Here is a 24,964-nt window from a genome sequence, read left to right as displayed (position 1 = left end):
GCCGGTGTTCCATGCAAACATTGAAGGCCCATTAAACGCAGCAATCAAGGCGGTCAAGGTGGGTTTCGAGCCGCGTCACGGTCGGCACCGCCCGCCGCACGCGCCGTATTTCGGCGGCCGCGACAACAATCCCGGCCGGGCCCGGCGCCATCCCCCTCCGCCACCTGCCGAAGTCCCCGGCGGACGGTCCGCGGCAGGCGCCGACCATCACGACGCGGGCCCCCGGAGCCGTCCCGCCGCCGCATTGTTCTTTTGCGGAACCTTGACGTTCCGGTCCCCCATCGCGGGCCGGATTGGCCGGGCCGCGGCCTCGCCGGGGGGGCCGGAGTTTCGCAGAACGTGCCAACACCCCAACAGAGAGTTGGCACATTGCGTGAACCCGCGAGTTCATCGCGCATCACTTACCGAGCGTTTATGTGACCGGCATCACGCCGCCGACCTTTTCGGACGACTCGCGCGGGCGGCGCGGTCCGGTCCGCGCGGAGGCAAGGCTCGCTTAAGCGGCGGCGGTGACCATGGTCACGGCGCCGTGTCGCCCGCACCGCACCCGCGCACGTCGCGCCCGCCACGCACCAGGACCGTGCCGCCGACGGCGAAGGGACGGACAACGTGACCACACCTCAACACGCGGTCGTGCTCGGGGCGAGCTGGGCGGGGATGCTCACCGCCCACGTGCTGGCCCGCCACGCGCGGTCGGTCACCGTGGTGGAGCGCGACGTCCTGCCGGGCCGTCCCGCGCAGCGCCGGGGACTCCCCCAGGCCCGGCACGTCCACGTGCTGTGGTCGGGCGGCGCGCGGATCGTCGAGGACCTGCTGCCCGGCGCGATCGACCGGGTGCTGGCGGCGGGCGCGCGCAGGGTCGCCTTCCACGAGGACGTCGTGACGCTGATGTCGCACGGCTGGCAGCACCGCTTCCCGGCGCGGCAGTACGTCATCATGGGCGGCCGTCCGCTGCTCGACTGGGCCGTCCGCGAGCAGGTCCTCGCCGACGGCCGCGTCCGCCTGCGGCAGCGCACCGAGGCGGTCTCCCTCACCGGCGACGCCCGGCGCGTCGCGGGCGTGGAGGTGCGGGACGTCGAGAGCGGCGCGCGCGAGGTCCTGGACGCCGACCTCGTCGTCGACGCGACCGGACGCGGCTCCGGCCTGCGCCGGTGGCTGTCGGGCCTCGGGCTCCCGCCGCTCGACGAGGACGTCGTCGACGCGGGCATCGCCTACTCCACCAGGGAGTTCGTCGCCCCGCCCGGCGCGACCTCCGGCTTCCCCGCCGTGAACGTCGCCGCCGACCATCGGGTGCGCGTGCCGGGCCGCTTCGGCGTGGTCTTCCCGCAGGAGGGCGGCCGCTGGATGGTCACCCTCTCCTGCACGCGCGGCGGCGGGCTGCCGACCCGCGAGGAGGACTTCCTGCCCTACGCGCGCTCGCTCCGCGACCCGCTGGTCGCCGACCTGATCGGCCCGGCCGAGCCGATCACCCCGGTGTTCGTCTCGCACATCGGCGCCAACCGCCGCCTGTACCCCGAGCGCCTCGACCGCTGGCCGGACGGCCTGCTCGTCCTCGGCGACTCGCTCGCGGCGTTCAACCCGATCCACGGCCACGGGATGAGCGCGGCCGCCCGCGCCGCCGCCGTCCTGGCCGGGCGGCTCGCCGGGGACGGCCTCGGCCCCGGCGCGGCGCACGAGACGCAGCGCGAGATCAGCGCGGCCGTGGACGACCCGTGGATCATGGCGGCGTCCAAGGACCTGGAGTACGTCAACTGCCGCAACCGCTCCACCGATCCGCGGCTGAACGACACCTCGGGCGTGACGCGCCAGTTCATGGACCTCATCGCCGCGAAGTCCATGTGCTCGCGCGCGGTCTCCGACGTCGTCACCGACGTGATCAGCATGAGCAGCCCGCAGGCGGAGCTCGGCTCCAGCGACTTCCTGGCCCTCATGCAGCGGGACGGGGCCGTCGCCGAGCTCACCGGGCCGCCGCTGAGCCGCGAGGAGCTCGCGATCGTGAACCTCCAGCCGCGCTCGGCGGCGCTGCGCTGACCGACGCTTCTCCGGAAGGCCCGCGCCCCGCAGGACGGGACGCGGGCCTTCGCGCGTCAGGACATCCCGAGTTCGTTGGTGATGAAGTCGAGCACCTGGTCGGTGTCCGCCGTCTCGAGCCGCCGGGCGGCGTCAGCGGACCCGTTGGCCCGCTCGCGCGCCGCCTTCCAGGTGCCGAGCAGTGCCTCCAGGCGCGCCGTGACCGCGCTCGGATCCGTTCCGTCGCCGGGAAGCGCGGCCAGGATGCTCTCGAGCCTGGCCACCTCGTCGAGCGCGTCGTCGATGGCCGTCGCCCCGGACGGCGCGGCCCCGTCGGGGGCGAGGCGTCCGCGCAGGTACTCCGCGAGGCCCGCCGGATCGGGGTAGTCGAACACCAGGGCCGGCGGCAGGCGGAGGCCCGTCGCGGCCGCGAGCCGGTTGCGCAGCTCGACCGCTGTGAGCGAGTCGAACCCGAGATCCTTGAAGTTCGTGTCCGGACGGACCGACCCGGCGTCCGGGTGGCCGAGCGCCGAGGCCGCCTGCGTGCGGACGACCGACAGGAGCAGCTCGCGCTGTTCGTCCGCGGGCAATCCCGCGAGTTGCGCCGCGAGCTGTCCGGTCCTCACCTGAGCGCCCGCCGCGGACGGCCGGTGGGCGGGCCGGACGGTGAGTTCGCGCAGCATGGCGGGGACGTCCTCGGCCGCCGAGAGCGCGGCCGCGTCGAGGTCGAACGCCGTGAGACGGGCGCGTCCGTCCCGCACCGCCTCGTCCAGCAGTGTGAGGGCGTGGCCGGACGCCAGCGGCCGGAGCCCGCCGCGCCGCAGGCGGGCGAGGTCGGCTTCGGTGAGGTGTTCGGTCATGCCGCTCGTCCGCTCCCATAGGCCCCAGCCGATGGACTGTCCGGGCAGCCCATCGGCGCGGCGGCGCGCGATGAGCGCGTCGCAGTAGGCGTTGGCGGCGGCGTAGTTGGCCTGCCCGGGGCTACCGAGGGTGGCGGCGGCCGAGGAGAAGACCGTGAAGAAGCTCAGCCTCATGCCCTCGGTCGCGGCATTGAGGTTCGCGAGTCCGGTCGCCTTCGGGCCCCACACTCGACGCAAGCGGTCGGCGTCGAGATCGGTCACCAGGCCGTCGTCGACGGCACCCGCGGCGTGGATCACTCCGGTGAGCGGATGCGCTGGGTCGATGCTGGCGATCAGGTCGCGCAGGGCGTCGCCGTCCGCGATGTCGGCGGCGGCGACCTTCACGTCCACGCCCAACCGGGTCACGAGCTCTCGCAGGCCCGGCGCGTCCTCGCCACGGCGGCTGACGAGCACCAGATGCCGCGCGCCCCACGCGGTGACGAGGTGCTCGGCGACCAGTGCGCCGAGGGTTCCGGTGCCGCCGCTGATCAGGACGGTCCCGTCGGGGTCGAACGCCGCCGGGACGTCCAGGACGAGTTTCCCGGTGTGCTTGGCCTGGCTCATGAACCGGAACGCCTCACGCGCCTGGCCGAGCGGCCAGCTCTGCACCGGCAAAGGCTGGAGGCGCTCGGAGACCCACAGCTCACGCAGCTCGTCCAGCATGGCGGCGATGCGTTCCGGAGGCACGTCGGTGGCCAGGTCGAACGCCCGATACCAGACCCCCGGGTCCTCGCGGAGGTCGGTCTTGCCGAGTTCGACGAAGCGGCCACCTTGGGCGAGCAGGCGCAGCGACGCGTCGATGAATTCGCCCGCGAGGCTGTTCAGGACGACGTCCACACCTCGGCCACCGGTCGCCGCGCGGAACTTCGCCTCGAACTCCAGATCACGGGACGACGCGCGGTGCTCCTCATCAATGCCCAGTTCAGCGAGCAACTCCTGCTTGGCGGGGCCCGCCGTCGCGAAGACCTCCGCTCCCAGCAAGCGGGCGATCTGCACCGCTGCCCGACCGACGCCGCCGGTCGCCGCGTGGATCAGCACCGACTGCCCCGCATGGAGACCGGCGAGATCCACCAGGCCGAACCAGGCGCTCAGGAACGCCACCGCGACGCCCGCCGCGTCCTGCCACCCCCACCCGTCGGGCATCCGCACGAGCGAGCGCGCGTCGGCGATCGCCACCGGGCCGAACGCGCCCGGGAACAGGCCCATCACCCGGTCGCCCACCGCGAACCCGGCCACCTCCGGGCCGACCTCCACCACGACACCCGCGCCCTCGCCTCCGATGCCGCCGAAGCCCGGGACCATGCCCAACGCGATCAACACGTCACGGAAGTTCACCCCGGCCGCGTGCACCTCAACGCGGACCTGACCTTCCTTGAGGGGCTCCAGGACCTCTGGGCACGGGACGACCGAGACGTCCTCCAGAGTCGTCGCGCCTTCGGCGGTCAGGCGCCAGGCGCGTTCCCCCGCCGGGGCGGCCAGTTCCGCCGGTGCGCCACATCGCACAAGGCGCGGCACCAGGATGGCGCCGTCCTGGACCGCCACCTGCGGTTCGCCGACACGCAGGGCCGTTTCGACGTCGGCCTCCGCGTCGAGGTCTGCCAAGAAGAAACGTCCGGGGTGTTCCGCCTGCGCGCTTCGCACGAGGCCCCAGACCGCCGCCGCGTCCGGATCCGGGCTGTCGCCGACCGCTCCGCGCGTGACGACCACGAGCCGCCGATCCGCCGAACCGGGCCCCGCCAGCCAGCCCTTCACCTGCGACAACGCGTCCTCGGCCGTCCCGGACTCGACCACGTCGACGTCCTGCGGGACGGCGCCGTCCAGCTCGATGACCCGCCGCCAGTCGAGGGAGAACAGGCCGCGAACGCCCCGGCGGAACCGCTTCGGATCGGCCGGACGCATGAGGACCGACTCCGCGGTGAGGACGGGCGTGTCGGCGGTGTCGGTCACCACGAGCCGCACCTCGTCACCGTCGCGGGACAACCGCACGCGGACGGCGCTCGCCTCGACGGCGTGCAGCGCCACCCCGCTCCAGGCGAACGGCAGCCAAATCTCACCACCGTGCGGCCGGTCGGCCAGCAGCGGATGCAGGGCCGCGTCCAGCAGGGCGGGATGCAGGCCGTAGCCGGGCGCTTCGCCCGATCCCTCGGGCAGGACGACCTCGGCCAGTAGATCGTCACCGTGTCTCCACGCCGCACTGAGCCCCTGGAAGGACGTCCCGTACTCGTAGCCCGCCGCCAGGGCCTCCGCGTAGAAGCCCGTGACGTCCAGCGGTTCCGCTCCGGACGGAGGCCACTGCCCGGTCGGCTGCTCGGACGCGCCCACGCCCGGGTCGGTCGTCAGGGTGCCGGACGCATGGCACGACCACTCGTCGTCCTGCCGCGAGTGGATCCGCAGGTCGCGCCGACCGTCCTCCTCGGCCGCCCCGACCGTCACCTGAACGGTGACCCGAGCGTTCCGCGGCAGGACGAGCGGGGCCCGCAGGGTCAGCTCCTCCACGCCGGCGCAGCCCGACTCGTCCGCCGCCCGGAGCGCCCACGCGAGCAGGGCGGTGCCGGGCAGGAGGACCGTCCCGCCGATGACGTGCTCGGACGGCCAGCCGCCCTGGACGGCGGAGATCTCCCCGCTGAGGACGTAGCCGCCGTCGGCGCGCTCCAGCACGGTCTCCGGGCCCTGCCGCTCCCGGCCTCCCAGCCAGAACCGCTCGCGCTGGAAGGCGTAGGTCGGCAGGTCGACGACTCGCGGGCGGGCCTCGGCGCGGAACCACGGCGTCCAGTCGACGCCGACACCGCCGGAATGCAGGCGCCCCAACGCCTGCCCGAAGGCGACGGCGTCCGGCTGGGCCCGGTTGAGGACAGAGACGGAGACCACTCCGTCCACGACATGCTGTGCGGCGGTGGCGAGCACCGGGTCCGGGCCGATTTCCAGGAACGCGCCCGCGTCGTCCGCGACCCGCGTGACGGCCGCATGGAAGCGGACCGGCTCGCGCACCTGCCGCACCCAGTAGTCGGCGGTCGTGATGTTCTCGCCAGCGGGTTCGCCGGTGAGGGTGCTCATCAGCGGGATGGAGGGCTCGGCGAAGGAGATCCCGCCGATCGCCTGGGCGAAGTCGGGCAGCATCGGGTCCATCAGCGCCGAATGGAAGGCGTGGCTCACGCTGAGCCGCCTGGTCTTGCGACCACGTCCGGACCACTCGGCCTCCACCTCGGCCACCAGGTCGGACGGGCCCGAGACGACCGTGCTGTCGGGGGTGTTGATCGTCGCGACGCTCACCCCGTCCGGCAGGCTCCCTTCGAGCTCGGACGGATCGGCTTGGACGGCGACCATCGCGCCGCCGGTGGGCAGCCGTCCCATGAGCGTGGCGCGCGCCGCGACCAGACGGCACGCGTCCTCCAGGTCGAGCACTCCTGCGACGTGCGCGGCGGCCACCTCGCCGATCGAATGGCCGATCACCACGTCCGGGACGACGCCCATCGAGTTCAGCAGCCGAGCCGTCGCAACTTGAACGGCGAACAGCCCTGCCTGCGCGAACGTCGTGTGATCCAGCACTTCGCGCTCGCCGCCGAACACGACCGACGCCAGATCGCTTTCCAAGCCCGGGTTCAGCAAACCGCAGACCTCGTCAAAGGCCCGGGCGAACACCGGGAAGCGCTTGTGCAGGCCCGCGGCCATCCCGACGCGCTGACTGCCCTGGCCGCTGAACAGCCACACCAGGTCGCCGTCCGCTCGTTCGGGGAGGGCGTCGGTTCGTAGGGCCGCGAGGAGTTCGTCCCGTGTCTCCCCCACCGCGACCACGCGGTGCTCGAACAGCGCACGCGATCGCAGCAGCGACCGGCCCACGTCGGCCGGGGACGGGTCGTTCGCGGTCACGAAGTCCTTCAAGTGCCGAACCTGGGCGTCCAGGGCCGCACGGCCGCGCGCCGACACCACCCACGGCACCACCTCGGACGGGCCGTCCGGCGCGTCCTCGACGGGCTCGGCCGCGCCCTCCTCGATGATCACGTGGGCGTTCGTGCCGGACGCGCCGAACGACGAGACGCCCGCGCGGCGCGGACGGCCGGCCCGCGGCCACTCCCGCGCCCCGGTCAGCAGCCGGACCGTGTCGCCCGTCCAGTCCACGTGCGGAGTCGGCTCGTCGATGTGCAGCGACACGGGCAGCAGGCCGTGCCGCATCGCCATCACCATCTTGATCACGCCCGCCACGCCCGCGGCGGCCTGGGCGTGCCCGATGTTGGACTTGATCGACCCGAGCCACAGCGGACGGTCGGCGGAGTGGCCTTCGCCGTACGTCGCCAGCACCGCCTGCGCCTCGATCGGGTCGCCGAGCGGCGTGCCCGTGCCGTGCGCCTCGACCGCGTCCACCTCGGAGGGCGACAGCCCGGCGGACGCCAGCGCCGCGCCGACCACCCGCTCCTGGGAGGGGCCGTTCGGCGCGGTCAGCCCGTTGCTCGCGCCGTCCTGGTTCACCGCCGAACCCCGGATCACTCCGAGGACGCGGTGGCCGTTGCGCCGCGCGTCCGACAGCTTCTCCAGCAGGATCAGGCCGAGGCCCTCCGACAGGCCCGTCCCGTCGGCGGACGCCGCGAAGGCCTTGCAGCGTCCGTCCAGGGCGAGGCCGCGCTGCCGGGCGAAGTCGACGAACTGGTCAGGCGTCGCCATCACGGTCACGCCGCCCGCCAGGGCGAGATCGCATTCGCCCTGGCGGAGGGCCTGGCAGGCCAGGTGCATCGCCACCAGCGACGACGAGCACGCCGTGTCCACGGTCACCGCCGGGCCCTCCAGCCCGAGCGTGTAGGACACCCGGCCGGACAGCGCGCTGCCCGAACCGGCCAGCCAGCCGTAACCCTCCAGGCGCGGGTCGCGCGTGGCGCTCCCGCTGCCGTAGTCGTGGTACATCACGCCCGTGTAGACGCCGGTCGCCGTGCCCTTCAGGGAGTTCGGGGCGAGGCCCGCGCGTTCGAAGGTCTCCCAGGCCGCCTCGAGGAGGAGCCGCTGCTGCGGGTCGGCGGCCAGGGCCTCGCGCGGGTTGACGCCGAAGAACTCGGCGTCGAACCCCATCGGGTCGTCGAGGAAGCCGCCGTGCCGGGCATAGGTGCCGCCGGGACGGTCGGCGTCGGGGTGGTCGGCGTCGGGGTGGTGTAGCGCGCCGAGGTCCCAGCCCCGGTCGGTGGGGAACGCCCCGACGGCGTCCTCGCCCTGGGAGACCAGCCGCCACAGATCCTCCGGGGTGGCGACGCCGCCGGGGTACCGGCACGCCATCGAGATGATCGCCACGGGTTCGTCCGACCGGACGGCCACCCGGGCGCGGGCGGTCGTGCGGCCCGGCGCGAACCGGGAGGCGAGGTGTTCGCCCAGGGCCCGTGGCGTCGGGTGGTCGAAGACCAGCGTCGCGGGCAGGCGCAGGCCGGTCGCGGTCGACAGGCCGTTGCGCAGCTCGACGGCCGTCAGCGAGTCCAGGCCGAGGTCCTTGAACCGGACGTCGGGGTCGACCGCGTCCGGGGAGGCGTGCCCGAGCACGATCGCCGCGCGTTCCAGGACGAGCCCGGTCAGCATGTCGCGCCGCCGCTCCGGGTCCAGGCGCGCGATCTCGTCGGCCGCGCCGGCGACCGCGTCGGCCGCCGCGCGGCGGCGGGGGCGGTCGGCCAGCCCGCGCAGGACGACCGGAACGTCGTCGGCACGGATCGAGCGCGGGTCCAGCTCGGCCGCCACCACGTTCGGCCGTCCCGACCGCAGGGCGGCGTCGAACAGGGCGAGCGCGCGCTCGGCGGCCAGCGGGCCGATGCCGCCGCGCCGCATGCGCGCGAGGTCGGCTTCGGCGAGTTCGCCCGTCATGGCGCTGGAGTCGGCCCAGAGGCCCCATGCCACCGACGATCCCGCGAGCCCCCGGGCGCGGCGGCGCTGGGCGAGGGCGTCGCAGAAGGCGTTCGCGGCGGCGTAGTTGGCCTGCCCTGGGCTGCCCAGAAGGGCCGCCGCGGACGAGAACATCACGAACATGCGAAGCGGCAGATGTTCGGTCGCGGCGTCCAGGTTGGCCGCGCCTGTGGCCTTCGCCGACCACACGCGGGCGAGGCTCTCGGCGGTCTGGGAGGTGAGCACGGCGTCGTCGAGCACCCCGGCCACGTGGACGACCCCGGTCAGCGGACACGCCGGGTCGACGCCGTCGACGAGGGCCGTCACGGCGTCCGGGTCGGCGACGTCGAGCGCGGCGATCTCGACCTCCGCGCCGAGGCCGGTCAGGCGCTCGGCGAGTTCCGCCGCGCCGGAGGCGTCCGGGCCGCGCCGTCCGGCGAGCAGCAGGTGGCGGACGCGGCCCGAGCGGACGAGGTGTTCGGCGACCAGCCCGCCGAGAACGCCCGTCCCGCCGACGATCAGGACGGTCCCGTCCCGATCGAGGGCACCGGTCTCCTCGGGGGCACCGGTCTCGGGGGCGGTGTTCGCGCGGGCGCGCGCGAGTCGTGGTACGAGGGGCGCACCGGCGCGGATCGCCATCTGCGGCTCGTCGGGATCCAGGAGTCCGGCGACCGTCGCGTGGTCGGTGTCGCCGTCGGCGTCGACGAGCGCGAACCGGCCCGGGTGTTCCGCCTGGGCGCTGCGGACCAGGCCCCACACCGCCGCGCCCGCCGGATCGGGGTCGTCGGTCGCGACCGCTCCGCGCGTCACCAGCGCGAGCACGCTGTCGGCGAGGTCCGGGGCGTCCAGCCACCGCCGCAGCAGGGCGAGGGTCCGCTCGGTGGCCGCGATCCCGCTCCCTTCCGCCGTGTCGACCGGGGCGATCACGATCGCGGGCACGTCCGCGCCGGTTTCCAGGTCGTTCACGTCGTTCAGGTCGAGCCAGGTTCGGGTGTCCGGCCGGAGCGGCGTCCGGAGCGGCGTCCAGTCCAGGACGAACAGGCCGCGCACGTCGAGGTCGGCGGACGATGCGACGCCTCGCAGGTCGGCGGGACGCACGGCCATCGCGTCCACGTCGAAGACCGGCGCGCCCGCCGGGTCGGTCGCCGCCAGCCGGAACGCCTGGCCGCCCTCCAGGGGCGACACCGTCACCCGGATCGAGGTCGCGGCCGTGGCGTGCAGCACCACACCGCTCCAGCTGAAAGGCAACGACAACGTGCCGTCGCTGGACGCCGCCAACGGCAGCAGCGGATGCAGCGCCGCGTCCAGCAGTGCCGGGTGAACGCCGAACCCGTCCGCCGAGCCCGCCTCCTCGGGCAGGCGCACGTCGGCGAACAGCTCGTCGCCGCGACGCCACACGGCCCGGACGCCCTGGAACGCCGGTCCGTAGTCGTAGCCCCGCGCGGCGGCCTGAGCGTAAAGCCCCTCGGTGTCGACGGGTTCCGCGCCCTGCGGCGGCCACGCTTCCTCGCCGTCCGTCACCGGCCGTGGGGCAGGCGCGTCGCTGAGGAAGCCGCTCGCGTTGCACACCCATTCCCCGCCGTCGCCCGGCCGGGAGTACACGCGGACGGCGCGGCGTCCGTCGTCCTCGGCCTCGGGTCCGCCGACCGCCACTTGGACGTTGAGCTCCCCCGACGCGGGCAGGACCGTGGGCGCGTGCAGGACGAGTTCCTCGATCCCGGCGCAGCCGACCTCGTCGGCCGCGCGCAGCGCCCACTCCACCAGCGCCGCGCCCGGGACCAGCGGACGCCCCGAGACCTCGTGGTCCGCGAGCCAGGGCAGGTCCCGCCGCGACACCCGGCCGGTCAGCAGCCGCTCGCCCGTCCCGGCCGGTTCGACGGCCGCCCCGAGGACGGGATGCCCGACCGCCGCCAGCCCGAGCCCGGCCGGGTCACCGGCGCAGGGACCGCCGCGAGCCAGCCGGAACCGCGTCCGCTGGAAGGGGTAGGTGGGGAGATCGACGAGGAGAGGCGCGGGATCGCCCGGGAAGAGGGCCGTCCAGTCGACGTCGGCCCCGGCCGTGAACGCCTCGGCCAACGCCCGAACGACCTGCGCCGTCCCGCCCTGGTCGCGGCGGATCGTCGGCAACGCGGCCACCCGTACGCCCGCCTGCTCGGCGCACTCCTCGATCCCCGGCGTCAGGACGGGGTGGGGGCTGGACTCGATGAAGACGCGGAAGCCGTCCGCCGACAGCGCCTCGACGGCGTCCGCGAAACGAACCGGCTGGCGCAGATTGGTGATCCAGTACTCGGTGTCGAGCGTGGTCGTGTCGATCCGGGTCCCGGTCACGGTCGAATAGAACGGCACCTCAGCGGCGGTCCCGGCGATTCCGGCAAGGGCTGCGCGCAGTTCGTCGGCGATCTCGTCCACCTGCGGGCCGTGCGAGGCGTAGTCGACGTCGATCATCCGCGCGCGGAGCTCTTGGTTCTGTGCAATGGCCACGACTGCGGCGACCTGGTCCGGAGGCCCGGAGACAACCGTGGCGGACGGACTGTTGACCGTCGCGACCGTGACATCCGGAAGGTCTGCCAGCAGCCCGGCCGCGCGCTCCTGCCCCACGCCGATCGAGGCCATCGCCCCGCCGCCCGCCAGCCGACGCAACGCCTTGCCGCGGAGCGCCACGACGCGCGCCGCGTCCTCAAGCGACAAGGCCCCGGCGACGCACGCGGCGGCGATCTCGCCTTGGCTGTGCCCGACCACTGCGGCTGGCTTCACACCATGATCAGCCCAGACAGCCGCCAGAGAAACCATCACAGCCCAAAGGACGGGCTGGACGACGTCCACGCGCGACAGTTCCGAACCGTCGCCACGAATGACGTCGGTCAACGACCAGTCCACGTGCGGGGCCAATGCCTGCTCGCATTCGGTCATGCGTGCGGCGAACACCGGCGACTCGTCCAGAAGAGCCGCGCCCATCCCGGCCCACTGCGATCCCTGGCCCGGGAACACCAGCACCGGGCCGGGATCGATCTGCTCGGCGAGCCCGGTCACCACGTCCGGATGCGCCGCGCCTTCGGCCAGGGCTGGCAGGGCGGCGGTTCGGTCCTCCCCCAGCACCACCGCGCGGTGCTCGAACACCGAACGCGTCTTGATCAGCGACCACCCGACGTCCGCCGAGGACAGTGCCGGGCGGGCGGTGATGTGCTCAGCCAGGCCCGCGGCCTGGGCGCGCAACGCCTCGGAGGACTTCGCCGACACCACCCAGGGCGCCGACCCGGTCGGCTCGGCGCGCTCGGTGTCCGGTTCCGGTTCCGGTTCGGGGGCCTGTTCGACGATCAGGTGGGCGTTGGTGCCGGACATCCCGAACGCCGAGACCCCGGCGCGGCGCGGACGGCCCTCACGCGGCCACTCCACCGCGCCCGTCAGCAGCCGGACGGCGCCGGACGACCAGTCCACGTGCGACGACGGCTCGTCCACGTGCAGCGTCGCGGGCAGCACGCCGTGGCGCACCGCCATCACCATCTTGATCACACCGGCCACGCCCGCCGCGCCCTGCGTGTGCCCGAGGTTCGACTTCACCGAGCCCAGCCACAGCGGACGGTCGTCCGGGCGGCCCTGCCCGTAGGTCGCGAGGACCGCGTCGGCCTCGATCGGGTCGCCGAGGGTCGTGCCCGTGCCGTGTGCCTCGACCGCGTCGACCTCGGCGGCGGACAGGTCGGCGGCGGTGAGGGCCGCGCGGATCACCCGCCGCTGGGACGGCCCGTTCGGCGCGGTCAGCCCGTTGCTCGCGCCGTCCTGGTTGACGGCCGAGCCGCGGATCACCGCCAGGATCCGGCGGCCGTTGCGCCGGGCGTCCGACAGCCGCTCCAGCAGGAGCACCCCGACGCCCTCGGCGAATCCGGTGCCGTCGGCCGACGCCGCGAAGGACTTGCAGCGGCCGTCGGGCGCGAGGCCGCGCTGCCGTGAGAACTCGGTGAAGCCGCCGGGCGTGGTCAGCACGGTCACGCCGCCCGCCAGCGCTAGCGAGCACTCCTCCTGCCGCAGCGACCGGCACGCGAGATGGATCGCCACCAGCGAGGACGAGCACGCCGTGTCCACCGTCACCGCCGGGCCCTCCAGGCCGAGGGTGTAGGAGACCCGGCCGGACAGGACGCTCAGGGCGTTGCCGGTCAGCTGGTAGCCCTCGTCCTGCTCGTCGGTGTGCGGGTGGCCGAAGCCGGGCAGGCCCGCGCCGACGAAGACGCCCGTCGGCGTGGACCGCAGCGCGCGGGGGTCGACGCCCGCCCGTTCGACGGTCTCCCACGCGGTCTCCAGGAGGACCCGTTGCTGCGGCTCCATCGCCGCCGCCTCGCGCGGGCTGATGCCGAAGAACGCCGCGTCGAACGCGTCCGCGTCGTCCAGGAAGCCGCCCTGGCGCGTGTAGCAGGTGCCGGGGTGGTCGGGGTCGGGGTGGTAGAGCGCGTCCAGGTCCCAACCCCGGTCGCGCGGGAAGTCCGAGACGGCGTCCCGGCCCTCCGCCACCAGGTCCCACAGGTCCTCGGGCGAGTGGACGCCGCCGGGGTAGCGGCAGGCCATGCCGACCACGGCGACGGGCTCGCGCTGCCGCTCCTCCACCTCCTGCAGGCGCTGCCGCGTGCGCCCGAGGTCGACCGTCACCCGCTTGAGGTACTCCCGCAGCCTGTCTTCGGTGCCCGACATCAGTCCCCGTCTCCCGACGATCGCAGTTGCTGGTCGATGAGCGCGAACATCTCCTCGTCCGACGCGTCCTCGACGTCGGCGGCCGTCGCGGACGCGGACCGTCCGCCGTCCACGCTCGCGAGCAGCGCGCGCAGCCGCCGGGCGACCCGCTCGCGCGCCGCGTCGTCCAGGGTGCGCGCGGCGAGGACACCCTCGACCCGGCCCAGGTCGCCGAGCAGCGGCTCGACGTCGTCCTCGGGCGGTGGCGCCGCGCCGCCGACGGCGAGCCTTTCCACCAGGTGGTCGGCGAGCAGCGCGGCGTGCGGGTAGTCGAAGGCGAGGGCGGCGGGCAGGCGCAGGCCGGTCGCGGCGCCGAGCCGGTTGCGCAGCTCGACGGCGCTGAGGGAGTCGAAGCCGAGCTCCTTGAACGAGGCGTCCGCCCGGACGGCGCTCGCCTCCCGATGGCCGAGCACTGCGGCGGCGTGCGAACGCACCAGGCTCAGCAGGGTGGCGCGCCGCTCGGTGTCGGGCATTCCGGCGAGGCGGGTCGTCAGGTCGGCGGACGCGCCGCTCGAGCCAGACGCGGTCGGCCGCGTCCGGCCCAGGGTCGTCGCGACCAGCGAGCGCAGGATCGCGGGCACCGCTTCGGACGGCTGCCCCGCCAAGGCGCGCGGGTCGAGGTTGAGCGCCACGACGTGGGCGCCGCCCTCCGCGCAGGCGAGGTCGAAGAGGGCGGTGCCCTGCTCGTCGCTGATCGGCGCGAGGCCGCCGCGCCGCAGGCGGGCGAGGTCGGCTTCGGTGAGGTGTTCGGTCATGCCGCTCGTCCGCTCCCATAGGCCCCAGCCGATGGACTGGCCCGGCAACCCGGCCGCGCGGCGGCGCGCGATGAGCGCGTCGCAGTAAGCGCTGGCGGCGGCGTAGTTCGCCTGCCCAGGGCTACCGAGGGTCGCAGCGGCCGAGGAGAAGACCGTGAAGAAGCTCAACCTCACGCCCTCGGTCGCAGCATGCAGGTTCGCGAGCCCAGTCGCCTTCGGGCCCCACACCCGGCGCAACCGCTCGGCGTCCATGTCGGCCACGAGGCCGTCGTCGACGGCGCCTGCCGCGTGGATCACGCCTGTCAGCGGGTGCGCCGGGCCGATACCGGCGATCAGGTCGCGCACGGCCGCGGGGTCGGCGATGTCGGCCGCGGCGAACTCGACCCGCGCGGGAAGGCGCTCGGCCAGGTCCGCCGCTCCGGGCGCGTCGGCTCCGCGACGGCTGACCAGGAGTAGGCGCTTCGCGCCCGTTTCGCGGACGAGGTGCTCGGCGACCAGCGCGCCCAGCGTTCCGGTGCCGCCGGTGATCAGGACCGTCCCATCCGGATCGAACGCCGCCGGGACGTCCAGGACGATCTTGCCGGTGTGCTGGGCCTGGCTCATGAACCGGAGTGCTTCACGGGCCTGGCCCAGCGGCCAGCTCTGCACCGGCGGCGGTTTCAGCACGCCGTCCTCGAAGAGCCGCCGCAGCTGTTCCAGCATGACCTGGATCAGCTCCGGACCCGCGTCGGGCACGAGGTCGAACGCCCGGTAGCGCACGCCCGTGTCGGCGCGGACGTCGGTCTTGCCCATCTCCACGAACCGGCCGTCCTCGGCCAGGAGCCGCAGGGACGCGTCGGTGAACTCCCCGGCCAGGCTGTTCAGCACCACGTCCACGCCCCGGCCGCCGGTGGCGGCGCGGAAGGCGTCCTCGAAGGCCAGGTCGCGGGACGACGCGCGGTGGTGCTCGTCGACGCCCAACTTCTCGAGCACCGGATGCTTCGCCGGGCCCGCCGTCGCGTACACCTCCGCGCCGAGGTGCCGCGCGATCCCCACCGCCGCCATCCCGACCCCGCCGGTCGCGGCGTGCACCAGGACCGACTCGCCCGGCTTCAGCGCCGCCAGTTCCACCAGTCCGTACCAGGCCGTCAGGAACGCCACCGGGACGCTCGCCGCGGCGTCGAAGTCCCAGCCGTCCGGGACCCGGGTCAGCATCCGCGCGTCCGCGACCGCCAGCGGGCCGAACGCGCCGCCGACGATGCCCATCACCCGGTCGCCCGGCGCGAGCCCGGTCACTCCGGGACCGGTCTCGACCACGGTCCCGGCGCCCTCGGTGCCGTAGAAGACGCCGTCCGCGTCGGGGTACATGCCCAGGGCGATCAGGACGTCGCGGAAGTTCACGCCCGCCGCGCGGACCTCGATCCGCACCTGGCCGTCCGCCAGCGGCGCGAGCGCCTCCGGGGCCGCGACGGCGGAGATCTCGTCCAGCGTCGCCGGGCCGGACATGCCGAGCCGCCACGCCCGCGCGCCGGGCGGGCCGACCAGCTCCCGCGGCGTTCCGCACCGGACCAGACGCGGCGCGAGGACTTCGCCGTTCCGCACCGCCACCTGCGGTTCGCCGGAACTCAGGGCCGCCCCGACGTCGTCTGCCTCGTCGAGGTCGACGAGGACGAAGCGTCCCGGGTGCTCTGCCTGGACGCTCCTGACCAGGCCCCACACCGCCGCGGCGTCCAGATCGGGCCGCTCGCCCACAGCTCCGCGCGTGACGACCACCAGACGCTCGTCGTCGCCGGACGGCCTGTCGGCAAGCCAGCCCTTGACCTGCGACAACGCGTCCTCGGCTGTCGCAGCCTGGACGACCGTGCATTCTTCCGGCCCGGCTGCGTCGGCGTCCGCGTCCGTTGTTATGGGCACCCACTCGACGGCGAACACGTCGCCGGTGCCGCGCGGCCCGGCCGCCCGCAACCGCCGGTCGTCGGCTTCGCGGAGCGCGACCGACGCCACGTCCAGGACGGGAGCGCCCGCCGTGTCCGTGACGCTCACCCGAACGCCCTGGTCGAGGCCGTCGCCCAGCGGCGACAGGCGCACACGGACCGCCGTCGCGCCCACGGCGTGCAGCGCGACACCACTCCAGGTGAACGGGAGCCAGACCCGTCCCCGGGTGAAGTCGCCGATCAGCAGCAGCGGGTGCAGCGCGGCGTCCAGGAGGGCCGGGTGGACGCCGAACCCGTCCAGGTCCCGGACGAGGTCGGGGAGCTCGAGTTCGGCGAGCACGTCGGAGCCGTCCCGCCACACCGCCCGCACTCCCTGGAAGGCGGGGCCGTAGCCGTAGCCCACACCTGCTGTGTCGTCGTAGAAGTCGGCGATGTCGACCGGCTCGGCACCGGGTGGCGGCCACGCTCCCGTCGGCTCGCCCGGCTCCGCCGGTTCCGGTCCGACCGTTCCGGTGGCGTGGCAGGTCCACTCGGCGTCGTGATCGGCCCGCGAGTACACGCCGACCTCGCGGCGTCCGTCCTCGCCTGCCGCGCCGACCACGACCTGGACGTTCAGGCCGTCCGGCTCGGGGACCGAGAGGGGCGTGCGCAGGACGAGCTCGTCCACGCGCGTGCAGCCGACCTCGTCGGCCGCCCGCAGGACCCATTCGAGCTGGGCCGCGCCCGGGACGAGCACCGCGCCGCCGATGACGTGGTCGGCCAGCCAGGGCTGGCCGCGCCGGGACACCCGCCCCGTGAGCACCCGACCGCCGCCGTCGGCGAGGTCCATCGCCGCCCCGAGGACCGGGTGTCCCGTCGCGCCGAGCCCGAGGTCCGCGGCGTCGGCGACCCCGCGGTCCCCGGTGAGCCAGTACCGCTCGCGCTGGAAGGCGTAGGTGGGCAGATCGACCACGGCAGGCATGGTGTCGGCGGAAAGGCGCCGGGGCCAGTCGATCTCGACTCCGGCGGTGAACGCCCCGGCCAGCGCCCGGACGATCTGCTCGCTCCCGCCCTGGTCGCGGCGGATCGTCGGCAGCGCGACGGCGCGCGCTTCCGCCCTGTCGGCGCACTCCTCGATCCCGGGCGTCAGGACGGGATGGGGGCTGGCCTCGATGAACACGCCGTGCCCGTCCGCCAGGAGGCCGCTGATGGTGTCGGCGAACCGGACGGGTTGCCGGAGGTTGGTGATCCAGTACTCGGTGTCGAGCGTGGTCGTGTCGATCCGGGTCCCGGTCACGGTCGAATAGAACGGCACCTCAGCGGCGGTCCCGGCGATTCCGGCGAGCGCTGCGCGCAGTGCGTCGGCGATCTCGTCCACCTGCGGGCCATGCGAGGCGTAGTCGACGTCGATCATCCGCGCGCGGAGCCCCTGACTCTGCGCGGACGCCACGACCCTCGCGACCTGGTCGGGCGGCCCGGAGACGACCGTGGCGGACGGACTGTTGACCGCAGCGACCACCACACCGTCGACCAGCAGCGCTTCCGCCTCATCGGCGCCGACACCGAGGGAGGCCATCGCGCCGCCGCCCGCCAGTTGCCGAAGCGCCTTGCTGCGCAGCGCCACGACACGGGCGGCGTCTTCGAGCGACAAGGCTCCTGCGACGCACGCCGCTGCGATCTCGCCCTGGCTGTGCCCGATCACCGCGGCGGGCTTCACCCCGTAATCAGCCCAGACGGCCGCCAGCGACACCATCACCGCCCACAACACCGGCTGGACCACGTCCACACGCGACAGCTCACAGCCATCGCCACGGATCACCTCGGTCAGTGACCAGTCCACATGCGGCTGCAGTGCGCGTTCACATTCGGCCATGCGCGCGGCGAACACCGGAGACTCGTCCAGGAGAGCCGCGCCCATCCCCGCCCACTGCGAGCCTTGGCCCGGGAACACCAGCACCGGGCCCGGATCCACCGATTCGGCGACTCCGGTCACGACGTCCGGATGCGCTTCGCCGCGCGCCAGCGCCGCCAGGGCCGTCGGCTGGTCGTCGCCCAGCACCACGGCGCGGTGCTCGAAGACCGACCGCGTCCGGATCAGGGACCACCCCACGTCCGCCGACGACAGGGCGGGCCGCGCGGCCAGATGCGCGGCGAGCGACTCAGCCTGCGCGGCCAGCGCCTCTTCGGTACGTGCCGAGATCACCCATGGCGCGGAGCCTTCCGCAGGACGGGAGGCGGGTTCCGCTTCGGGCGGTTCTTCGAGGATGAGGTGGGCGTTGGTGCCGGAGAAGCCGAAGGAGGAGACGCCAGCGCGGCGCGGGTGACCGTTCTGAGACCAGTCCACCGGCTCGGTCAACAACCGAACACCGCCCGACGACCAGTCCACGTGCGGTGACGGCTCGTCCACATGCAGGGTCGCGGGGAACATGCCGTTCCGCATGGCCATGACCATCTTGATCACACCAGCAACACCCGCAGCAGCCTGCGTGTGGCCAAGGTTCGACTTCACCGTCCCGAGCCACAGCGGACGATCCTCGGGGCGGTCCTTGCCGTAGGTGGCCAGCAACGCGTTCGCCTCGATCGGATCACCCAGTGCCGTCCCGGTCCCGTGGGCCTCGACCGCGTCGATGTCCGACGTCGTCAACCCGGCATTGGCCAGCGCCGCACCGATCACACGCTCCTGCGACGGCCCGTTCGGCGCGGTCAGCCCGTTACTCGCGCCGTCCTGATTGATCGCCGAACCACGCACCACCGCCAGAACACGATGACCATTGCGGCGCGCGTCCGACAGCCGCTCCAACACCACCAAACCGACACCCTCGGCCCAGCCAGTGCCGTCCGCCGAAGCCGAGAACGCCTTACAGCGACCGTCCGCCGACAAACCCCGCTGCCGCGAGAACTCGACGAAGGTGTTCGGCGTGGACATCACCGTCACGCCTCCGGCCAGCGCGAGCGAACATTCGCCCTGGCGGAGCGACTGGGCTGCGAGGTGCATCGCGACCAGGGACGACGAGCACGCCGTGTCCACGGTCACCGCCGGGCCCTCCAGGCCGAAGGTGTAGGAGACCCGTCCGGACGCGACGCTCGGCAGGCTGCCGGGCATCAGGCGGCCCTCGACGTCCGGTGGTATCCGTCCGAGGAAGCGGCTTCCGTAGTCGTCGTACATCACGCCGACGACCACGCCCGTCCGGCTGCCGCGCAGGGCCGCCGGGTCCAGTCCGGCGCGTTCGAACGCCTGCCAGGCCGTCTCCAGCAGCAACCTCTGCTGCGGGTCCATGGCCAGTGCCTCGACCGGGCTGATCCCGAAGAATCCCGCGTCGAACTGGTCCGCGTCGTGGAGGAAGCCGCCCGAGCGGGTGTAGCTGCGCCCGGACCGCGCGGGGTCGTCGTCGAACAGGCCGTCCAGGTCCCACGAGCGGTTGCCCGGGAACTCCCCGACCGCGTCCATGCCGCCCGCGACCAGGTCCCAGAGGGCCTCCGGGGAATCGACCCCGCCGGGAAAGCGGCACGCCATCCCGACGATCGCCACGGGTTCGTCGGTCGCGGCGGTCGAGGGCGAGGTCACGGGCCGGGGACGGCCGGTCGCCTGGCCAAGCAGTTCCGAACGGATGTACCTGACGAGAGCCTCGGGGGTCGGGTGGTCGAAGACGGCCGTGCTGGGCAGCGTGAGGCCGGTCGCGGCGCCGATGCCGGTCCGGAGTTCGAGGGCGGTGAGCGAGTCGAAGCCGAGGTCCTGGAACGGCCGGGTGAGATCGAGGGCGCCCGGGTCGGGGTGGGCCAGGACGGCCGCGACGCGGTCCCGGACGGTGTCGCGGAGGGCTCGGTCCCGCTCGGCCTCCGGCAGCGCGGCGAGGCGCTCGGCCCAGGACGACGCCGCGCGCGTGGCGGGCGCGCGGACCAGCCCCCGCAGGACGGGCGGCAGCGCACCGGACGCGGCCTGCCCGCGCAGGGCGGCGTGGTCGAGCCGAACGGGCACCAGCGCCGCGTCCGAGGTGGAGAGCGCGGTGTCGAGCATCGCGAGGGCCTGGTCGGGGGCCATGGGGACGAGGCCGGAGCGGCTGATGCGCGCCGCGTCGGTCCCGGCGAGCGTCGACGCCATGCCTCCGTCCGCCGCCCAGGGGCCCCAGGCGAGCGAGACGGCGGGCAGGCCCTCGGCGCGGCGATGCTCGGCCAGGGCGTCGAGGAACGCGTTCGCGGCGGCGTAGTTGCCCTGCCCCGCGTTGCCGAGGACCCCGGCGGCCGAGGAGAACAGGACGAACGCCGCCAGGTCGCGCTCCCGGGTCAGCCGGTGCAGGTGCCACGCGCCGTCGACCTTGGGCGCGAGGACGGCGTCGAGGCGCGGCCCGGTCAGGGATGTGACGACGCCGTCGTCGACGATCCCGGCGGCGTGTACGACGGCGGTGAGCGGACGGTCGGCCGGGACCGACGCGAGCAGCGCGGACAGCGCGTCCGGGTCGGCGGCGTCACAGGCGGCGACGCGGACGTCCGCGTCCAGGTCTGCGAGGGCCTCCGCGGCGCCGGTCGTGTCGCCCCGGCGGCCGGCCAGCAGCAGGTGCCGCGCGCCGTGCGCGGTGGCGAGGTGCCGGGCGACGAGGAGGCCGAGCGCTCCGGTGCCGCCGGTGATGAGGACGGTGCCGTCGGGGTCGAGCGGGCGGGCGGGCTCGCCGCCGTCCGGCCGGGACGCGGCGGCCTTGACCAGGCGCGGGACCAGAACCTTCCCGGCACGGACGGCCACCTGCGGCTCGCCTGTGGCGACGGCCGCCCGGACGGCGTCGGGGCCGCTCGTCCCGTCATGGTCGAGGACGGCGATGCGGCCCGGGTGTTCGGCCTGCGCCGCGCGGACCAGTCCCCAGACGGGCGCGTTCGTGAGATCGGCGGCGACGGCGTCCCGCGTCACGAGGACAAGCCGGGACGCCGCGAGCCGCTCGTCGGCCAGCCATGTCTGAAGCCCGGCCAGCACCCGGCCCACATGACCTCGGACCCGCGCGGGCACCCCGTCCTCGTCCGGCGCGTCTTGGAGGGTCAGCAGTACCAGGTCAGGGGCCGGAGCCCCGGTGTCGAGCGAGGCTTGGAGGGCTGCGAGGTCGGCATGGGCGGAGCCACCGTCCAAGCCGAGATCATCGGGCCCGGCGACCGTCCAGGATCCGGAGGCGGTCGGTGGCGGGACGTCCAGTGGCCGCCAGGTCAGCCGGTATGGGACGTCGGCCGTCGCGGTCTGCGCGGCGCGCCAGCGTTCGGCGGACACCGCCCGGAGGGCGAGCGTGTCGATGGTGAGGGCCGGGGCGTCGTCCGGGCCGGTGACGTCCAGGCTGAAGGCGTCGGCGTCGAGCGGCGTGATGCGGACGCGCAACAGCGAGGGGCCGGGGTTGTGCACGCGGACGCCCCGGAACGAGTACGGCAGCCGCACCGTCCCGTCGTCCTCCCGGAAGAGCTCGTCGATCGTGTGGAACGCGCCGTCGAGCAGCGCCGGATGGACGGCGTAGGAGCGTGGATCGCCATGCTCGTCCGAAGACGACCCCACCTCCGCGAACAGCTCGTCGCCGTCCCGCCACGCGGTCCGGACGCCCCGGAAGGCGGGTCCGTACCGGTAGCCCCGCTCGGCGAGGCGGTCGTACAGCTCATCAACGTCGATCGGCACGGCCCCGGCGGGCGGCCACGCCCCCGGCACGGCCGAGAGCTCGGTGTCGTCCGCCCGCGAGCACGTTCCCACGGCGTGCCGGGTCCACGTCTCGTCGCCGGTGCGGCGCGAGTGGATCGCGACCGTCCGGCGTCCGTCCTCGTCCGGGCCGGCGATCGCGGCCTGGACGTCGACGCCGCCGGAGGACGGCAGCGGAAGCGGGGCCTCCAGGGTGAGCTCGTCGATCAGGTCGCATCCGGCGCGGGCGGACGCGGCGAGCGCGAGTTCGAGCAGGGCGGTCGCGGGCAGCGGGACGGTCCCGGCGATCTCGTGGTCTGCCAGCCAGCCGTGCGTGCGCGTGGACAGGCGTCCCGTGGCGAGCAGCTCGCCGGTGGCCGACTCGACGACCGTCCCGAGGAGCGGGTGCCCCGCCGGACGCACCCCTCCGGCCTCGGCGACGGCGGCGTCCGGGACGGGACGCCAGTACCGCCGCCGCTGGAACGGGTAGGTCGGCAGCGGAACCGCGCGCGCACCGGCCGGGAGCCCGGCGGCGAAGTCCACGTCCGCGCCGTCGGCGTGCAGCTCCGCCAGCGCGGTGAGGAACGTTCCGGCCTCGGGACGGTCCGCGCGCAGGGTCGCGGCGAACACGCCGGGGCCCTCGTCCGCCAGGCACTCCCGCGCCATGGCGGTGAGCACGGGCGCCGGGCCGAGTTCGAGGAAGCGGACGACCCCCTCGGCGCGAAGGGCGCGCAAACCGTCGCCGAACCGGACCGGTTCCCGGACGTGCCGTACCCAGTACTCGGGGTCGGCGAGCAGGTCCGGTCCGGCGACCTCGCCGGTCAGGTTCGAGATGACCGGAAGACGTGGCGCGGCGTAGGCGAGGCCGCGGGCGACCTCGCGGAAGTCGTCGAGCATCGGGTCCAGCAGCGGCGAGTGGAACGCGTGGCTGACCCGCAGCCGCCGCGTCTTGCGGCCGGAGTCCCGGAGCCGGGCGGCGATCTCCTCGACGTCGTCCTCCGCGCCGGAGATCACCACAGCCTCCGGGCCGTTGACGGCGGCGAGCGAGACGCGGTCCTCGCGTCCGGCGAGAAGCGGCGGCACCTCGGACTCGGCCGCCCGCACGGCGACCATCGCGCCGCCGGGCGGCAGCGCCTGCATCAGGCTCCCGCGCGCGGCGACCAGCGCGCAGGCGTCCGGCAGCGACAGCACGCCCGCCACGTGCGCGGCGGCGATCTCGCCGACCGAGTGGCCGGTCAGGTAGCCGGGCACGACGCCGAACGACTCGACGAGCCGGAACAGCGCGACCTCCAGCGCGAACAGCGCCGCCTGCGTCAGGCCCGTCCGGTCCAGGTCGGCGGGGTCGTCCGGGGTGAAGACCAGGTCGCGGAGCGGGCGGCCGAGCAGGGGGTCCAGGTGGGCGCAGACGGCGTCGAAGGCGTCGGCGAAGGCGGGGTGCTCGCGGTGGAGTTCGCGGCCCATGCCCGCCCGCTGGCTGCCCTGGCCGGTGAACAGGAAGGCCGTGTCGCCGTCGCGAACCGGTCCGGACGCGCCGACCAGTCCGGCGTGGGGACGGCCGTCGGCGAGGGCGGCGAGCCCGGCGCGCTGTTCGTCGCGGCCGGTGCCGACGAGCACGGCACGGTGCTCGAACGAGGTGCGGGTCCGGGCGAGCGACCGGCTCAGGTCGGAGGCGGAGAACTCGGGATGGCCGTCCACGTGGTCGGCGAGCGCGCGTGCCTGGGCCGCGAGGGCCTGCGGAGTGCGCGCCGACAGCGGCCACACCACGACGGCGGGCGACGCGTCCGGCATCGCGGCCGGGGACTCGGACTCGGGGGGCACGGGCTCCGGGGGCGGGGCCTCTTCGAGGATCAGGTGGGCGTTGGTGCCGGAGATGCCGAACGACGACACCCCGGCCCGGCGCGGACGCTCGCCGCGCGGCCACGGAACCGGCTCGGTGAGCAGCCGGACGCCGCCCTCGTCCCAGTCCACCTCGGGCGTGGGCCGGTCGAGGTGGACGGTCGCGGGCAGCCGTTCGTGCCGCAGCGCCAGGATCATCTTCAGCACGCCCGCGACGCCCGCCGCGCCCTGCGTGTGGCCGAGGTTGGACTTCACCGCGCCGAGCCAGAGCGGGCGGCCGTCCTCGCGGTCCCGCCCGTAGGCGGCCAGCAGAGCGCGCGCCTCGATCGGGTCGCCGAGCCGCGTGCCGGTGCCGTGCGCCTCCACCGCGTCCACGTCGGCGGGCGACAGCCGCGCGGACTCCAGCGCCGCGCGGATCACCCGCCGCTGGGACGGCCCGTTCGGCGCGGTCAGGCCGTTGCTCGCGCCGTCCTGGTTGACCGCGGACCCGCGGATCACCGCGAGCACCTCGTGGCCGTTGCGGCGCGCCTCGGACAGCCGCTCCAGCAGGACGAGCCCGACGCCCTCGGCGAAGCCGGTGCCGTCGGCCGCCGCCGCGAACGCCTTGCAGCGTCCGTCGGGCGCGAGGCCGCGCTGCCGCGAGAACTCGGTGAACACGTTCGGCTGGGACATCACGGTGACGCCGCCCGCCAGCGCGAGCGCGCACTCGTCCCGCCGGAGCGCGTGGCAGGCGAGGTGGATCGCGACCAGCGAGGACGAGCAGGCGGTGTCGACCGTCACCGCCGGGCCCTCCAGCCCGAAGGTGTAGGCGATCCGCCCGGACAGGACGCTCGGGGCGTTCCCGGTGATCAGGTGGCCCTCGGCGTCCCGGTCGACGTGCGGGGTGCCGAAGCCGGGCAGCGCCGTCCCGACGTAGACGCCGGTGCGGCTGCCCTTCAGCGCGGACGCGTCGAGGCCCGCGCGCTCCAGCAGCTCCGCCGACACCTCGAGCAGCTTGCGCTGCTGCGGGTCGAGCGTCAGGGCCTCGCGGGGACTGATCCCGAAGAACTCGGCGTCGAACAAGGCCGCGTCGTCGAGGAAGCCGCCGACGCGCGCGACGCTCGTGCCGGGACGGCCCGGATCGGGGTCGAACAGCCGGTCCAGGTCCCAGCCCCGGTCGGCCGGGAACGCGCCCGCCACGTCGCGTCCGGCGGCGAGCAGGTCCCAGAGCACCTCCGGGGACGTCACGCCGCCGGGGAAGCGGCACGCCGCCGACACGACGGCGACCGGCTCGGCGTCCCGGTCCCCGGCCTCGCGCAGCCGCCGCCGGGTGTCGTGCAGGTCGGCGGTGACACGGCGCAGGGCCTCGACCAGCCTTTCCTCACTGACCATTCC

The 24,964-nt window shown here is 74.5% G+C and carries 3 protein-coding genes; 1 reads left to right on the top strand and 2 read right to left on the bottom strand.

The genetic code is table 11. The features are described 5' to 3' along the window. Positions 1–609: 609 nt before the first annotated feature. Positions 610–2,031 carry an NAD(P)/FAD-dependent oxidoreductase gene (locus tag P696_RS0102980; RefSeq protein ID WP_026411167.1) on the top strand — a complete coding sequence of 474 codons (1,422 nt, stop codon included), beginning with the start codon at positions 610–612 and terminating at the stop codon, positions 2,029–2,031. Between the two features lie 56 nt (positions 2,032–2,087). On the opposite strand, the gene P696_RS0102975 is transcribed toward P696_RS0102980, so the two are convergent. Together P696_RS0102975 and P696_RS0102970 are read right to left on the bottom strand one after the other, a co-directional pair. Further along, positions 2,088–13,433, bottom strand: coding sequence for a type I polyketide synthase (locus P696_RS0102975; RefSeq protein WP_026411166.1), 11,346 nt, complete (start codon positions 13,431–13,433; stop codon positions 2,088–2,090). Then, on the bottom strand, positions 13,433–24,961 hold the full coding sequence (locus P696_RS0102970) for a type I polyketide synthase (protein ID WP_026411165.1): 11,529 nt from the start codon (positions 24,959–24,961) through the stop codon (positions 13,433–13,435). Before P696_RS0102970 ends, P696_RS0102975 begins: the two co-directional genes overlap by 1 nt. Between the last annotated feature and the right edge of the window lie 3 nt (positions 24,962–24,964).

Origin of the sequence: Actinomadura oligospora ATCC 43269 (assembly GCF_000518265.1) — a bacterium.
Classification (GTDB): Bacteria; Actinomycetota; Actinomycetes; order Streptosporangiales; family Streptosporangiaceae; genus Spirillospora; species Spirillospora oligospora.
Note: the sequence above shows the minus strand (reverse complement) of the source record. Positions and strands in the feature narration are given on the sequence as shown.

What these genes read in the sequence shown, in the direction of transcription:
- P696_RS0102970 (WP_026411165.1), bottom strand. Translation starts at nt 24,961, where the DNA reads ATGGTCAGTGAGGAAAGGCTGGTCGAGGCCCTGCGCCGTGTCACCGCC.
- P696_RS0102975 (WP_026411166.1), bottom strand. Translation starts at nt 13,433, where the DNA reads ATGTCGGGCACCGAAGACAGGCTGCGGGAGTACCTCAAGCGGGTGACG.